This window comes from Bradyrhizobium sp. USDA 4504, from assembly GCF_054063995.1.
In genome coordinates, this window is record NZ_JBSSGV010000001.1 from 6,357,325 (window position 1) to 6,373,008 (window position 15,684).

12 protein-coding genes are annotated in these 15,684 nt (G+C 58.3%); 6 read left to right on the forward strand and 6 right to left on the reverse strand.

Annotated elements, in window-relative coordinates; all coding sequences use genetic code 11:
- Positions 1-279: 279 nt before the first annotated feature.
- The gene (locus tag ACVMB1_RS29950) at positions 280-966 is read right to left on the reverse strand and encodes an antibiotic biosynthesis monooxygenase (RefSeq protein ID WP_456849560.1); all 687 of its coding nucleotides are present in this window, start codon (positions 964-966) and stop codon (positions 280-282) included.
- A gap of 457 nt (positions 967-1,423) precedes the next feature.
- On the opposite strand from ACVMB1_RS29950, the gene ACVMB1_RS29955 reads away from it, so the two are divergent.
- Both ACVMB1_RS29955 and ACVMB1_RS29960 read left to right on the forward strand, forming a co-directional pair.
- Positions 1,424-2,515, forward strand: a complete 1,092-nt coding sequence (locus tag ACVMB1_RS29955; protein ID WP_456849563.1) for an ATP-binding protein — start codon at positions 1,424-1,426, stop codon at positions 2,513-2,515.
- A gap of 107 nt (positions 2,516-2,622) precedes the next feature.
- Positions 2,623-3,027 (forward strand): baeRF12 domain-containing protein, encoded by a 405-nt coding sequence (locus ACVMB1_RS29960; protein ID WP_456849565.1) that lies wholly within the window; start codon positions 2,623-2,625, stop codon positions 3,025-3,027.
- Positions 3,028-3,194: 167 nt separating this feature from the next.
- Here the strand turns inward: ACVMB1_RS29960 and ACVMB1_RS29965 are convergent, their stop codons facing one another.
- Positions 3,195-4,250, reverse strand: a complete 1,056-nt coding sequence (locus ACVMB1_RS29965) for an LLM class flavin-dependent oxidoreductase (protein ID WP_456849567.1) — start codon at positions 4,248-4,250, stop codon at positions 3,195-3,197.
- A gap of 885 nt (positions 4,251-5,135) precedes the next feature.
- Between ACVMB1_RS29965 and ACVMB1_RS29970 the strand changes: the two genes are divergently transcribed.
- Entirely contained in the window at positions 5,136-7,700 is a 2,565-nt protein-coding gene (locus tag ACVMB1_RS29970) for an ATP-binding protein (protein WP_456849569.1), read from the forward strand.
- A gap of 235 nt (positions 7,701-7,935) precedes the next feature.
- Here the strand turns inward: ACVMB1_RS29970 and ACVMB1_RS29975 are convergent, their stop codons facing one another.
- The 3 genes from ACVMB1_RS29975 to trpC all read right to left on the reverse strand — a co-directional run bounded on the left by ACVMB1_RS29975 (position 7,936) and on the right by trpC (position 11,151).
- A complete protein-coding gene (locus ACVMB1_RS29975; protein WP_456849571.1) occupies positions 7,936-8,697 on the reverse strand; it encodes a response regulator in 762 nt (253 codons plus the stop codon).
- 376 nt (positions 8,698-9,073) lie between these two features.
- Positions 9,074-9,883, reverse strand: a complete 810-nt coding sequence (locus ACVMB1_RS29980) for a class I SAM-dependent methyltransferase (RefSeq protein ID WP_456849573.1) — start codon at positions 9,881-9,883, stop codon at positions 9,074-9,076.
- A gap of 422 nt (positions 9,884-10,305) precedes the next feature.
- Complete coding sequence (trpC, locus tag ACVMB1_RS29985) at positions 10,306-11,151, reverse strand: indole-3-glycerol phosphate synthase TrpC (RefSeq protein ID WP_456849575.1); 846 nt, start codon at positions 11,149-11,151, stop codon at positions 10,306-10,308.
- 432 nt (positions 11,152-11,583) lie between these two features.
- On the opposite strand from trpC, the gene ACVMB1_RS29990 reads away from it, so the two are divergent.
- Together ACVMB1_RS29990 and ACVMB1_RS29995 are read left to right on the forward strand one after the other, a co-directional pair.
- A complete protein-coding gene (locus ACVMB1_RS29990; RefSeq protein ID WP_456849577.1) occupies positions 11,584-12,519 on the forward strand; it encodes a LysR family transcriptional regulator in 936 nt (311 codons plus the stop codon).
- 568 nt (positions 12,520-13,087) lie between these two features.
- Positions 13,088-13,783: a sensor histidine kinase gene (locus ACVMB1_RS29995; protein ID WP_456849579.1), complete on the forward strand. Its 696-nt coding sequence runs from the start codon at positions 13,088-13,090 to the stop codon at positions 13,781-13,783.
- A gap of 199 nt (positions 13,784-13,982) precedes the next feature.
- Here ACVMB1_RS29995 and ACVMB1_RS30000 read toward each other — a convergent pair whose 3' ends face one another.
- Entirely contained in the window at positions 13,983-14,597 is a 615-nt protein-coding gene (locus ACVMB1_RS30000; RefSeq protein ID WP_456849581.1) for a phosphorylase family protein, read from the reverse strand.
- A gap of 290 nt (positions 14,598-14,887) precedes the next feature.
- On the opposite strand from ACVMB1_RS30000, the gene ACVMB1_RS30005 reads away from it, so the two are divergent.
- Positions 14,888-15,676, forward strand: a complete 789-nt coding sequence (locus ACVMB1_RS30005) for a response regulator (protein ID WP_456849583.1) — start codon at positions 14,888-14,890, stop codon at positions 15,674-15,676.
- The last annotated feature ends 8 nt before the right edge of the window (positions 15,677-15,684 follow it).

Below are 15,684 nucleotides of genomic sequence, written 5' to 3' on the forward strand. Positions count from 1 at the left end.
GCTGTCGATACTGACGGGCCTTCTCCACGACGTGACGGGCACGTCAAATCATAGGGCGTAGATGCAACTTGCATGCGCACATTGAAACGGCCTGTCCTATTGATTTGGACGCACGGACACACTTTCAGGAGCTTCTGAGAGCCGAGGCTCGCTCTGCGAAGTCGGCCGAGAACAGGACGTCCCCAAGGCGAGCCAGCGTCCCGGGAAGCTCCGCCTGGTGGGCTGGCGCCATCCCAAGTGGGGACCCGGTCTTGACGGCGCCTTCGCGACCGAGCAGCGTCAGACATGAAGTGTCTCACCGCCCTTGGTATCTGCGTAATATTGCGGCGCCTCGCGACGGTCGTATTTCCCATAGTCGCGAACAATCCGGACCCTTCGGACTCTTGCCTTGTCGATCGGCGCGAAAGCATCCTCATAGGCCCGCGCTGCAGCGGCGTCCTTCCAGCATATGAGCAGAATCAGGTCGCCGGGCGTCAGCACCGCATCGAAGATGTCCCAGGACATACAGTCGGCAGCCCAAGGGTTCAGTCCGAGCCATTCGGCGCAGTCGTACGGGTTGTCGGTCCGCTTCCATTCCGCGGGGCGAGTCGCGTTGATCAGCGTGACCGTCGTTCCCTCCCCGACCTCAGTCTCGTCGAGCCGCTGCTCGGTCAGAACGTATCCCGCAGGCACCTGGTTGTCGGCTGTGATCTCACCAACGCGCAAGTGGTAGTCCGCGAGGATTTCGTCGCGGCCCTTCTGCTGGACTTCGCGGTGGCGCATGTTGGTCCGCCAGCGGACAAGTGACTTCTCGTCCCGCCAGCTCGAAAGCGAAAGGAACCACCCGTCGCGGATCAGGCTCTTGTAGCCGATGTTGTCGACGACGCCCTCGACGCGCTGCAGTTCGGGGCGCAGCAGCTTGGCGTTGTCAAGGTATTCATCCCAATTCCCATCATTCGGGCGGATCTCGAAAATCGCAGAAAACATGATCGTATCTGGCTCCTGGAACGCTTCGACGTACCCGATCTCGATGTTACGCGCCGGCCAAGCGCAATATGGTTGAAGCATTGAATTGCCTGCGGCGAATGGGAAGTGACGTCACGCCATGAAGTCGATAGCCGGGCGTTATGATGGCCGCACGCGTTCAGCATCGGGCCGGCGTGCACCAAGCGGCTGCTTCAGCAACCTGTCGCGCCCATGAGGTCACCGCACGCCGATTGGGCGTCGCAAGGAGTTCCGCTCGGCAAGTCTCGCTGGGTAACCGGCGCGCCTCCGCTGCAGCTAGTCACCGGCCTTTTAGTCAACCGATAACGCTCGGCTATCGACTTCATGGCGAGAGGTGATTTTCCTTTCGTCCGTCATGAACTCAGTCTCCAGGCATGAAGTTCGCGCCCAGACGGGCAAGTCGCTGTTCCCCTGAAAGATCGCAGGTCAGAGGTCCGATATGCAGATCAAAGAGACAATCGGCGTTTCATTGCCCAGCTCTGTCGAAGTCCTGCCGCTAGAGGATGTGGTCGTGCTCGTGGACAGCGCTGGCGTCGCGCTCGGAGTGGAGTGTGCGTTTAGCGCAAGGGTGCGAGGCACCCGTGACTGCTGTTGCCGTCTCATCGCCTCCAAGTACGTTGAGATCCCGCTCGTCGGGTCCGATGGCGAGGTGTCGGGGATTTTATGCCATACCGGCGCGACCTCCGACGCGCGCGGTGTGGTCGCTCCTCGCGGGCGAAATGGGATGCGCGCCATAACGGAGCCGACGCAGCTCCTGGTCCACAACATCAACAACCTCCTTGTCGTGATCGACAGCGGCTCGTTGCTACTGGAGGGCCAGAGCGACGCCGCACACCGAAAGGCCGTTCTTGGCAAAATGCAGGAGGAGATTGCACAAGGCGCGTTGTCCAACCGGCCGCTCGACGCCGAGCAACCATGCCCGAAGCCGATCGACGGGTTTGTCTCACGCATTCGCCTCGCAGCGATCGCAGGCACGCTTTACTGGACGTTGCCTGCGGACATCGCGGTCCGCATCGACATCGCCCCTGACTTATGGGCGTTCAATGCCGACCCGGAGGAGCTGTACTTCGCTTTGCTGGATCTTTGCCGAAACTCGGCCAATGCCATGCCAAGGGGCGGCACGATATCGGTCACGGCACATAACGTCGAGCCCTCCGCCGACGCTGCCTGGAGATCCGTCGAGATCGTCGTCGCCGACGACGCTGACGGCACGCCCGAGAAGGCCCTTTTGCCGGCCCCAAATTTCACGACAGAGGCCGAAGGCGGCACGGGACTCGGACTTACCCAGATCCGGCGCTTCGCAGAAGGACGGGGCGGCACGATCTGTATTAAGAGCGAGCGGGGTGCCGGCACGCAGGTACGTCTCTTCCTCCCGCGCGTGCACACAGCTCCGCTCCGAGACGCCATCGTCGGCACGGAGATCGCGTACAGGCCGTCATCCAACGGTGGAGTATTTTACGTTGTAAGCCCAGCAACGGCCATGACGCCATCTTGGCCGGCGAACGACTCCGGAGACCACTTCGACAAGTAAGCCCATGATCCGCCCGGTCGTCTCGACCGTCCGGTCCACCGCAGTACAGACCACTTTTCGGGCAGGCAAGTGTTGTAGCTGTCGCATCCTGAAGAGGAGATCTTTCGATGATTCTACCTATCGGTACGACAGTAGCAGTCGCTGACGGCAAGTCGATCCGCATGTTCCACAATACAGGCGTGAAACCCGGGGTACACTTGGTCGAGATTACGGCGGCTTCGCCTGTCCGCTTCCCCAGCAGCTCGTGTGCACGGCCTCACGTCGGCGTTGTCAACCTCCAGGGCAGGCGGCTCGTCGAAGACGACTTCGCAGCGATTACGGCCGCATTCCTGAACAAGCTCTGCTTGGACGGGACCATAGAACACCTAGTCGTTGTCTCCGACCCAAGGACCCTAGGTAAGATGCGCGAACACTTCCACGGCGACCTGAAGGGAAAGATCATAGGTGAGCTCCCGAATGATTTCAGCGGGCGACCGCTCGAGGACATCGCCTCACTCATCGCCGACGCTTGACCTGCCCTCCGGAAACGACTGGCAGGCAAGCCTGTTCTGTCAAAGCCCGCGCGAATAGCTACGATCAATCAGTCCCTTAACCGATTTCGAAGGCGATGGAGCTGCTGATCCTCACTGCTCAATGAGCCAATGTCCTGATGCATTACCTGCGGCGCGGGCCATCGCCTTCAATGACCCTCCCCTTGCGCGTCTGACGGATGCCGCAAGAAATCGGGAATGATGGTCGATCGCAAAGCCGCGATCGTTTGGAGCGATGCCGCGAGCGGCAAATTTCCGAACGCGAGTTGGCACATCAAGTACGTAGCCCCCGCCTCAACGGCTTGCTCCTCGAGCGCCTCTCGCACGGTGGATGGCGATCCGACCAAGCAGAACCCCTCCTCCTGTGCCTCTTCAAAGGACTTCGGCAGATTCGGCGGTAGGGGCAAATTGCGAGTTCGCGAAAGGAAGGTAAATGTCTCGAACCATTGCGCGTAGGCGGGAGCTGCAAGAGCATTTGCCTCAACGTCCGACTCGGCTATCACGACAATGCGAACCATGCCGAGCAATGGCATCTTCTGCGTTGGTCGCGCTATCCAATGCGCGCGGTACTCATCCGTGATTGACCGAATTGCGCTGCTCGTTCCGACGCACGCGATGTTGATCGAATTCTGAGCCGCCCATCGAACCGTTTCCGGCTTCGTCGCCCCATACCATAGCGGCGGATGCGGCTTTTGGATGGGTGAGAGCGTGATCGGCACGTCAGAGATGCTGAAATGACGGCCGCTATACGTAAGGGCGTCCGTTTTCATCGCTTTGATAACGATTTCGACTGCCTCGTTGTAGCGATCTTGTGCCTCAGCGATCGCAACGCCAAAAAACGACAGTTCGAGCGGGACGCCGCCACGGCCGACACCAAGGTCGAGTCTACCCCCACTCAGCTGATCCAGCATGCAGATCTCTTCAAATGCACGCAACGGGTGATACAGATTCAACAACATGACCAATGGCCCGACCCTCAGCCTGCTTGTACGTTGCGCCACGGCGGACAAGAACAGGTTGGGTGAAGCCGCCAGGCCGTGTGGCGTGCCATGATGTTCGGCGACGTGATAGGAGCGAAAGCCAGCCTCATCGCAAGCTGAAGCGATTTCTAGTCGGTCGTTGTACTGCTGGTGAAGATTGCCGCCTGCGTGATCCAAATGATCAAAGACACCAAAGCTGAGGGCTGGCGACATTGCGCGGTTCATAGCAGCTTCTCCTTAATCTCATGCTCGGACGTCAGATCGCCTAGCTGGCTGTCCTGGTGGTCTTCGAAGTAGCGCCGGCCGCATAGACCGGTTGATGTGACGAGTCCCTCAAGCTTCGCGAGCATTTCTCTTTGATCATGCTTCTTCGCTTGGACATATGTCGCGAAGCGCCGACCGTCCAATCACCTCCAGCTATAGAAACAATAGCCAGGCGGTCGCGGCATAAGGTGTTTAAATTAGTGGCGTCGGTTCACTCGATCGAAACGATGCGTGACATTGATGAATTAGGATCGTTGATCGACGTTCGTCGCGACAGACCGCGCGTTAGCGCGGCTCATTAATCCCGCTACCAGTGGCTAGTGCCAGCGTCGAGCCAAAGGCTTCGACGATATGCTTGACCGATTTCACCAATGCCCCTCAGACGATCCCTTGCCTGGAGCTCCATCGGTGAGCCGACAAATCGCTATTGCGACTGTAAGCCAGCGAAACTGTCACAATTGTAACGCGCTTCATCCGCGTTGAAACCATGCTGTGACGCTTATCGCCTCATACTGTCGCGCAATTCGACACTAGCGTATCCAGGACGAATTGGCATGAGATGAAGACTGGGATGGTATCAGCCTTTCAGCTCTTCGGGGAGTACCAGCTCATACAACGGGTCGACTATGACCTCAGAATAAGCAGCGAAATTGTGCAGGCGACTTTTGCGCGCGCGGCGCGCGCCTTTTGGAAATGTCGGTCCAACCCGTCTGAGTTCGGGAAACTCGCGCATGGAGGGTGGTCACCGACTGCTGTTCCCTTGATCGGCACGGCAATCGCCTCTGTCCAAACGAGATTCCCAGGGTTGGGGCCAGATCGGAAGTGACTCTTCTGTCGAGACTGTTCGTGCTGGTGGCAGTTGCACTTTTGCCGGCGATCGCGATACAGGGGTACAATGAATTCGATCGACGGCGTGCGCGCCAGCTCGACGTACAGGACCATGCGCTTAGCCTCGCCAAGCTTGCGGCCGCGGACCAGCAACAAATCGTCCAGGGAATTCGCCAGGTCTTGGTCGCGCTGTCGGAAGTCCCATCAATCAAGTCGAGGGATAGTGCGGGATGCATTGCTTATCTCAGCGCGATAAAGCAGCGGTTTCCGGCATTCATTACCATTATCGTAACCGACTTGAACGGGCTTAGCTTTTGTCACACTGACGGCAAGCAGGTTGCCGTTGCCAAGCGCGCATACTTCACCCGTGCACTCGCAACCGGCGCTTTTACGGTCGGTGAGTTTTCGATAGGCCTATCGTCCGACCAAAAAGTCATACAGTTTGCACTGCCGTTCTACGACGACAACAGGAGTATGGGCGGCGTCATCATTGCGAGTCTCGGTCTGGACTGGCTCGGCGACTACGTCGCCCGAAAGGCTTCGGCAGGCTCTGCGCTCGCCGTCATGGACCGCAACGGCACCTACCTCGCTCGCTATCCCGATAACCACCGGTTCGTCGGAACGAAGATGCCCGGGTTCAAGCATCTGACGATGGACGGCCGCGACGCTGTCGATATTGTCGACGTCGATGGTATTGAGCGGATCCAAAGCTACGTCGTCCTCGAGGACGGCTCCGGCGGATTCGTGATCAGCTTCGGTCTCGATAAGGCGCAGGCTTTCACCGAGATCCAACGTGAAACGCTGCGAGATATCCTTCTCATTTTCTTGAGCACTACGCTGGTGTTGGCGCTCGCATCATTAGGCGCCCGACAGTTTATCCACCGACCGCTTGGACGGTTGGTTGATGCCGCAAACCAATGGCGACTGGGCGAATTTTCCCGACGCGTGGACATCGGCGCAGATGGAGAAATCGCGCTCGTCGCCGACGCGTTCAACACTATGGCCGATGCGTTAGAGTGCCGCGAGAGGGAATTGTCCAAAGCGAAGGATGTGGCCGAAGAAGCCGCCGCTCGGATCACGACCATCTTTGAAAGTACGAATGACAGCGTGCTCATCGTCGATCGGGACTGGCGCATCCGGTACCTTAACGGACCGGCCTGGGCGTCGATCGCCGAGGGCCATGATATCATCGGCAAGACACTGTTCGAGGCGTTTCAAGACCATCGCCAAATTGAAGTCTTGCACCAAATCGAAGAGAAGACCTCAGAGCAACTGCCGGCATTCGTCGAAATTTATTGCCCACGGCGAAATATCTGGTACGCAATCAATGCGTTCCCTTCCAGCCAGGGCTTCGCGATTTTTCTCCGCGACATCACCGAGCACAAGCATGCATTGGAGGCTCGGCGCCAGATGGAAGAACAGCTCCACCAGAGCCAGAAGATGGAGTCTGTCGGTCAGCTTACAGGCGGTATGGCGCACGATTTCAACAACTTGCTCACGGTCGTTTCCGCGAACCTCGAACTCGTCGAGACGGCCACGGATGTCCGCAAGGTTCGCAAGTTCGCCGCTGCCGCGCAGCGTGCAATTGATCGTGGGACAAAACTGACAGCACAGCTCCTGGCGTTTTCACGGCGCCAGACATTGAATCCAAAGGTGTTCGATGCCAGCCAGCGCATTTCAGAGTTTCAGGATCTCGTTCGTCAGGCGGTCGGAGCGGGATACGAGGTCAAGTTAAGGACCGACGATCAATTGTGGCTATGCTATGTTGATCCATCGCTGCTGGAAGCGGCTCTTCTCAACTTGGTGCTGAACGCACGCGATGCCATGCCTGATGGCGGCACGCTCCAGATTGAGACCCGAAACATCGTTGTGGAAGAAGGTGCCCTGACAGGGTGCTTAGCGGGACCCTACGTCAGGGTATCGGTAACCGACACAGGGTGCGGGATACATCCGGAAGTCCAAGATCGGGTGTTTGAACCGTTTTTTACGACCAAGGAGGTTGGCAAGGGAACCGGACTTGGTCTCAGCATGGTCTATGGCTTTGTCCGACAATCCGGAGGACATGTCGCGATTGAAAGCGCGCCTGGAGAGGGAACCACGATTTCGCTGTATTTGCCTAAAGCTACGCAGAAACCTGAAGTCGAGAAAGAGGTCAAACAGGCTCAATTGATAACGTCCGGCTCGGAACGCATCCTGTTGGTCGATGACAACACGGATATTCTCGAGGTCACGTCGGAAATGCTGACCATGCGCGGGTATCAGGTTTCTTGCGCCCGGAGCGGCGCGGAGGCGCTTCGAATGTTGCAAAGCGACCAGGAGTTTGAATTATTGCTTACAGATATCGTGATGCCAAACGGCATGAGCGGAGTTGAGCTTGCGCGCGACGCGAGGCGACTGCGGCATGGCATCAAGATACTGCTCACATCGGGTTACGCGAGAGACGCGTTGCAACGGCATAATGCCGTGGATGAATTTCCGATCATCCGCAAGCCCTTTCGCCTTACGGAGCTGGCGCGCAGCATTCAGGCAGTCATGCAGTGTACAAAATCCGCGTCCGCCGACCGATATGGCTCGCGTCACTAAATTTGCGGCGGTCTCCTTCGAGCGCAAGCGTCCAGGCCGCGAACCGTTCATTCAGTTGATGAATGACGCGCAGGCCAAGACCTCACCGTGCAAATCTCTTCGGGCCGGCATGGCGGGTATGACCGATGAGGTGGGAGGCCATGGTATCGACCTCATTTTCAGCTCCCACAATTTAGGAAGAAGTCATGCAGGCCTCTTTCGTGCAATTTGCGCCGGCAAGGGCTCACCTCCAGTGTCATGAAGCCTCCACGGAAAGAGTGAAGACGTAGCCGACACCGCGTTCGGCGCGAATGATGGAGCGGCCGTGCTCCGTGTCCTCGAGCTTTCGGCGCAAGCGCATGACTTGCATGTCGATGCTGCGGACAAATGCGTGGTCGTGGACCCGTGTAGCCTGCAGCAGATATTCGCGTGAAAGGGGCCTTTGTGGCGCCTCAAGAAATGCCCGCAACAGCGCATATTCGCTCTTGGTGAGGGCGACCGGGTCACCGCCAGGATTGGTGAGGCGGCGTGTCCGCCGTTCGAGCCTCCATCCGCCGAAGCAAAGGTGGCCCGCTTCATTTCGGCTCCGCCGCTTGGTCGATCCAGCCTGACGGCCTCTCAAGACAGCGCGGATACGGGCCAGCAATTCCCTCAAGCTAAACGGCTTGTTGATGTAGTCATCAGCTCCCAGCTCAAGCCCAACGACTCGATCGGCTTCGTCCCGGAGGCGTCCGGTAATGACAATGATGGGTATACTGGATAGAGCGCGAAGTTCACGAAGGAGATCGAGGCCACATTCCTGCCCGAGCTGCAAATCAAGCAAGATCAGATCGGGTTGAATTTTTACAAGCAACGGCGCCACTTCGCGCGGCCGAGAGACGCAGATCACGCGGACGCCATATTCCCCCAGATAGGTCTTCATCAAGTTGCGCAAATCATGGTCGTCCTCGACGAGGAGGCATGTGACGTCGGCCGCCACCTCCATTTCGGAGCGGCCTTCCGGACCGAATGATGTCATTGCGCGGTCTCAAAACTTGAATGTCACGCCCGCGGACCTCAACGAGCGAGAAGCCTTGATCCTGGCTCGCAGTCCAGTGCGCCTGCGGCCAGCGTTTCCGACCGCCGCACTTCGTTTCGGCGACCTCAGCGTTGCTCGATGAAATCTGAGTCTCAACTGCCCAGTTGTCGCAGTACGCACCGAAATCGTCCAATGCGCGGCGAATATGGTTTTCATAGCTGCGGAGAATACTTCCGCGTCCGCTCGGCAACGTTCGTATAATGAGGCGAGGTGCGGACCAGGTCTGATCAGCGAGATCAACCGACCATACTGGGCACACCGAAAGCGCATCGATCGAGAGGTCTCGCGCAACTAGTCCATCAATGGACAGGCGCCGTCAGACGCGCGACCAGCCGCAATGCTGATGGGCAAAACCGATCTGAGCATGGGCTGCGGTCACCGCTTGACGCAGGTGGACCTCAAGTCTGTCGATGTCGACCTCGCCGGGTGCGGCAAGGCCAATTTCCTCAGCTCTCGGCAACAGCGTGCGCAAGGTCTCTGCCGCCCATGCGTAAAGAGGCGAATCAGAACTGCCTCCCACCGGGGTCTCCGAAAACAGGCGAGGCGACCCCACTCCCGCTTTGTAGAACAACTCCACCATCCGAGCTCCGGCATCTGGGTGCGTGACGACCGAGCGAAACGTCTTACCGATGAGGTCGGAGGTATCCTCCCACAACGGCACCATAGGAAAGGACCACCACGTCCCGAGAAGGAACACCTCATGAAAGGCAACTACGCCCCCCGGCCGCAGATGAGTGACCGCCGCGCGGATCAGTGCCACCGGGTCGCTCTGGTGCACCAAGACATAGCGACCGATAGCCAAGTCGCAGTTTCCAGGACCAATCATTTTGGAGGCATCGCCTTCCACGAACTCGATATTTGCGTGACCAGCGGCGCGCGCCCGGTCACGTGCCATTGCGATCGCAGCGGCATTGCGATCGATCGCGACGACGGCTCCGCTCGCTCCAACAATTTCCGCTGCGAGCATGGCCACATCCCCTGCTCCGCAACCGAGGTCGACGACTCGCATGCCTGGAGCCAGCCCGATCTCGCGAAGTAGCCGCGTCGTGATCGGGCGCAGGTTGTCTGCCTGCAGCATCAACCGGCGAAGCTCCCGCTTCGAATGCCCCAGAACGTAATCTTGCATCAAGCAGTCTCCCGTGTTGCGCTGCGGTCCGGATGGTCGATACCGGCGATTTCTGACTCAAACGGACACAACGCTTTCAGTGCATGGTGGCCGCTCGGTGTCACGTCAGGATTACAATTTCCCATAACTCAGCTACGGCGGTGATTGTGCGGCACCTGCTGGCGAGGAAAGTAACCAGCTCGGAAAACGGATGATCATCCGAACGGCAGCGATCTCTAGCGGTGCCGTACATTAGCCGTTGAATGTATCGGGCGGTGTTTGTGATGGCCTGGCGTTTACGATATCCGCAGGCTCGTCGAAGCCTGGATATGCAAGGACGTCGACTGCGTGGAGCTTAAACTACTGCCGCTCCGCACCTCTCCATGCGAACTGCTATCAAACTGAGGCCAACCGTACCAAAGTTACTCGAGCGCTCCAGCTCGCTATGCAATTCCTGCCGATCGCTCCGGACCCCGACCGGCGCCGTCGCGGACCTTGTCCCGCGTGAGAAGCGAGCGCGCTGCTGCCGCCACATCTGGCTGCCGCATCAAACTCTCACCGACCAAGAACGTCGACATGCCGACCCGTTCCAACCTAGCTAGATCGTCCGGCGTGACGATGCCGCTTTCGCCGACGATTAGTCGTTCCTTTGGTATCAGCGGCGCCAGCGCCTCGCTGGTGTCGAGCGTGGTGTCGAAAGTGCGCAGATTGCGGTTGTTGACGCCGATCATCGGCGAGCGGAGTTTCAGGGCACGATCGAGTTCGGCGCGGTCGTGGATTTCGATCAAAACGTCCATGCGGAGCGCTAGTGCGGCGTCTTCGATTTCCTTCGCGGCACTGTCATTGAGCGCGGCCATGATGATCAAGATGCAGTCGGCGCCATGCGCGCGCGATTCAACAACTTGATATACGTCGAAAATGAAATCCTTTCGCAACACTGGCAGATCAGTTGCCGCGCGCGCCGCAACCATAAAGTCGAGGTGTCCTTGGAACGAGGGTGTATCGGTCAACACCGACAGGCACGCGGCGCCGCCGGCCTGGTAGGCCTTTGCCAGCGCCGACGGATCGAAATCGGCGCGAATGAGGCCCTTTGACGGAGAAGCCTTTTTGATCTCGGCGATCAGCGCATATTCGCTGGCGGCATGCTTGTCGCGGATCGCCCCGACAAAGTTACGTGGCGGTCGCGCCATCTTTGCGTATGCTTCGACTTCGGAAAGAGGACGCGCTTGTTTGGCGGCCGCGATCTCCTCGCGCTTGTAAGCTTCAATCTTCTTCAGGATGTCTGACATTGGTACCTCAGTTGTCGGCGTTACGATTCTTTTTCGAAAGATCGCCATTTCTCCAACTGAGTACAAATCAACCGTCATCGACGCAAAATCACATCTTGGATAGCCCCGCGTTAAGAGGGAGAGCGACGCGCAGTGCCATCAAACTACACAATCGTAAGAGATTGCTTCGGCGAACCGCCTCCCGGCTGAAAGGAAAGCCGCGCCATTCTTCACTGCGCGACCAACACGGTTGCAGGACGACTAAGCGCCCCTTGCCTACGTCAGAGACAAATGGCAAGAGCGAGTCAGGGATGATGCTCGCAGAGGCTCTAGAAAGCGTGTCCGCGCGTCCAAACAATAGAGCCGGACCATTCCAACGTTTGCATGCAGATTACATCTACGCTTCATCGTTGAGGCATACCTGTCACGTCGTGTTGGAGTGATATCGACCCGATGGAGCTTCATCAAGTTCGCTATTTCCTCGCCGTCGCATCGACGCTCAACTTCACCCGCGCGGCCGAGCAGTGCAATGTCACGCAGCCCGCCCTGACCAAAGGGGTGCAGAAGCTCGAGCAGGAACTCGGCGGCCAGTTGATTTACCGCGAGCGTCAGCTGACGCAGCTCACCGATCTTGGAAAGGAAGTCCTTCCGATGCTGGAGCGGACGCTGGCCTCGGCAGAGGCCGTGCGTCGCCGAGCCCAGGAGTTCCAGCGCAAGGACGTCGCGCCACTGAAGATCGGCCTCGCCCCGTCTATTTCGGCCTCGCTTGTCGTCGACCCGATCGCGGAGATTGCGAAGTTCGTTCCCGGCCTCCACGTCGAGCTGCGCGAGGTCGCGACTGACAAGCTCGTCGACCTCTTGCTCGAGGGGGAGATCAGCGCGGCAATGGTCGGGGACGTGCAGGACGTGCCCGATCGTATCGACGGTTGGTCACTGTTCGAGGAGCGCTACGTCGCGGTCCTTGCGCCGACACATCGACTGGCAAACCGTCCCTCGATCGGCATCGACGACCTCCGTGAGACCATCTTGCTGGAACGCGCTGACTGTGACGTAGCCGTGAAGATCCGGCAGTCGTATTTCCCTGAGGAACCGCCCCAACTTGGCCATTGCAGCGGTCACGACCTGCACCTTCAGCACATGGCCGCCGCCGGCTTTGGCGTGATCCTCGCGCCCGAGCACATGCCTCGCCTTCCAGCGCTCAAGACCATTCCGCTCGAAGGCTCGCCGGTTTCGCGGGAGGTGCGGCTACTGGCCGTGCAGGGGCGCCGCTACTCGCCGGCGCTTGACGCTTTCGTCAAGGTCGCGCGCCTTCGCGACTGGTCATTCAAAACCTCCAACCGGGCCGGACCGCACGCAACGGTTTCGGATGTGACGAGAGCGCCCGCATGACCCACACATGCACCCAGCCGACAAACCACCTCCAGCCCGTCGATCCTCAGCTTAATGCCCCCCGCGAAGGTGCTGGACGACGGCACCCGCGACACCCTTGAAAGAGATATCCTATTTGACGGAGATATCCCGTCTATCAAATGCATGTCCAAAGGGAATTTCACACTTCATCGCAAGCGTCCGAATGTTCGGGTGTGCTTCGTTCAAGCGCACCCGCTTGGTTTCGCCGCCAGTGAGACACTGACCGAAAGACCGCGTCCGGGTCGCCCACCGCGCGCGAACGGTAAACGAGACGTCCGTGAGATTAGCTAGGAATACTGCCATGGCTGTAGCCCTGCTCGTTCGCTGGCGTCTGATCGAGGATCGAGAAGCGCTACTGCCCCGGTCATCTCAGCTATCACCGCAGCATGGACTGTCTGTAGGCGGCGCGCACCGACTTTTGCAAGACGCACCGCAGCTTGGGGATACGTAGCGAAGAGCCACTGATGCGCTGCAGGGTAAAAATGACTTCGAAACTGAAGACGCGAGTTGCGAGAGTTTCCATGAGCAGATCCGAGGAGACCACAAGATGCATTTGACGGAACAACTCGCAAGCGGGGTTGCCCATGACTTCAATAACAGACTGCAGAACATGGCGAGCGCCCTCAGTCTGATGCGTGCGCGTGTTGCGGCCGGCTGCACGTCTGACCTAGATTCTCTGATAGAAGTTGCAGAGCGGTCATTGGTCAGCGCCAGTAAACTGGCGCATCATCTTATGAACGTTGGGCGCAAAACGGACGTTCAAGCGGACAATGTGTTTCAGCTCGACGACGCCCTCCTTTCAATGAACGATCTGCTGCACTGCGCCGCCGGAGACCGCGTCGACCTGCGCTTGATTATGTCGGCTTCAACAACTGAAGTCCGATGCGACCCTCACCTGCTCGAATGCGCGATCATCAACCTCGTAATAAATAGCCGGGACGCCATGCCCAACGGCGGCACCATCACAATCGAAACGAGCACGACTTGCTCATCCGAAGGCGACAATGGCTACCGCTATGTTTCGCTATGCGTCACAGATTCTGGCGACGGCATTTCATCCGACGTCATAGCGAAGGTATTCGAACCCTTTTTTACGACGAAACCAAATGGCGTTGGAACGGGGCTCGGGCTTCCGATGGTGCGCCATTTTGTTGATCAAGCGCGCGGACACATTGAAGTCCACAGCACGCCGCATCAGGGCACTTGTGTAAGGATCAACTTACCGATCGCAACCGAACGTTAGAAACCCGCGATTCTTGCTTCGGGTGCGCTAACAGTCAAATCCGGCCCATCGACGACAGAGATCTTGATGTTCAGCTCCGATCGCGAACATGTAGAATCATGGCTGGCGAGTCGCAGACCGCAGCAACGCTCGGTTCTTCCACGGCTCCGTCGTCAGCATATCGGGAACGCGCCGCAATCCTGCCGCTCCTTGTTTGTGTTCAGGAATACTCATCGAGAATGGTTTTCAGTCGGCTCCAGAATAAATCAGACCCCTTTGCACAATTGCTCGTCCATTGCTCCGGAGCTGATTCATCAGCGCCATCAGTTACGTATTTGAACGCGCGCCAGGCCACGCCGAATCGCCGACATACGTGGGCTATGGCGAACAATTCCATGTCAACCACATCGACGTTGTTCGAAATGAGCCAGGAATCGACTGAGGTAACGAAACTGTCACCCGTCCCGCATACAGCAGAACCATGGCCAGAGGCCAAGATTGACTCAGCATGGTCAAATGGCGTTGTGCCGCGTGGCGCCAACGGCATTGCCATCATGTCTCGCTGAAGCACATGAGATACTTCGACCAGGCCGCGCAATTCTTTCGTGATCTTGCCACAGGTTCCGTAGTTTACGAGGAGACTTGGCTTCTCGGCCAAAATCTCTGTCGCGGTGGCGATCGCGGCGTTAATTTTTCCAACACCCCCGTAAACGACCTTAACGTTGCCGACAGCGCTTGCGGCGTCAAGTTCGCTCTCCAGTGCCGTTAGCACCACGATCCGCGGCATCTCCTTTTTGGTTGGCGCTCTCCATGCTTTCTCCTTTGAATCAAGCATAATTTTCCCATTCGCAGTGAAGCCATCACTCGAAGTCTGCGCACCATTCGCTACCGATTGATTTCAATTTCGGATTATTGCGTTACAGATGCAATCTGCTCGACATGTTTGCGCGCGCCCCTAGTTCGCCTCATATGCACTCGAAAGGACGTTGAAATAAGGACACCGCTCTCCGAAACGTGTGCTGCGATATCGGATGAGGTCCCATATACCGCTACCGCGTCGCGGAGGGACGGAGAGATTCGGTGACGACAAGTATAGAGGGTGAGCCACGGCACGCTGCTGCATCAATGGACAATCAAGAAGACGATCAGCCGTTCGAGTCGGCCGAACCATCGGCAACGAGTAACGCGGCAGGCCGCAAATCGCCGACATGCCTGGTCGTGGAAGATGACAGCACCATGCGGCATCTAGTAACGAGCTATCTCGAGGATCACGACATCCGCGCGGTGTCCACCAGCCGTCGTGACGAGGTCAGTGGATTGATGGCACGTAGTCAGCCGGATCTGGTGGTGCTCGACTTGCGGCTTGGTCATGACGACGGGCTCGATCTGCTTCGCGAGATACGCGCTCAATCCAACGTTCCCATCATCATCACGACGGGCCAGCGCCGCGACGAGATTGATCGCGTGGTCGGGCTCGAACTGGGCGCGGACGACTATATCACCAAGCCGTTTGGCTTGCGGGAGCTGCTGGCCCGTATCCGCGCGGTGCTGAGGCGCCGCGAAGCCGGCCAGACCAATTCACCGCGCGATATGGAAAAAGGCCGCTACCGATTCGGTGACTGGCAGCTCGATCGTCGAACCCGGCTCTTGACGAACTCCGGCGGCGAGCCAATCGCCTTGACCAAAGGCGAGTACGCCCTTCTGACCGCTTTTCTCCAAGCGCCGCTGCGGCCACTGTCGCGCGAGCACCTGTTGCAGGCCACGCGCATTCACGAAGATGTCTTCGATCGCAGCATCGATGTGCAAGTGCTGCGGTTACGACGTAAGCTCGAACTTGATCCCGGCATGCCGTCCATCATCCGCACCGAGCGGGGCGTGGGATATGTCTTCTCGCTACCCGTCGAGTTGGTATGACTTCGGCA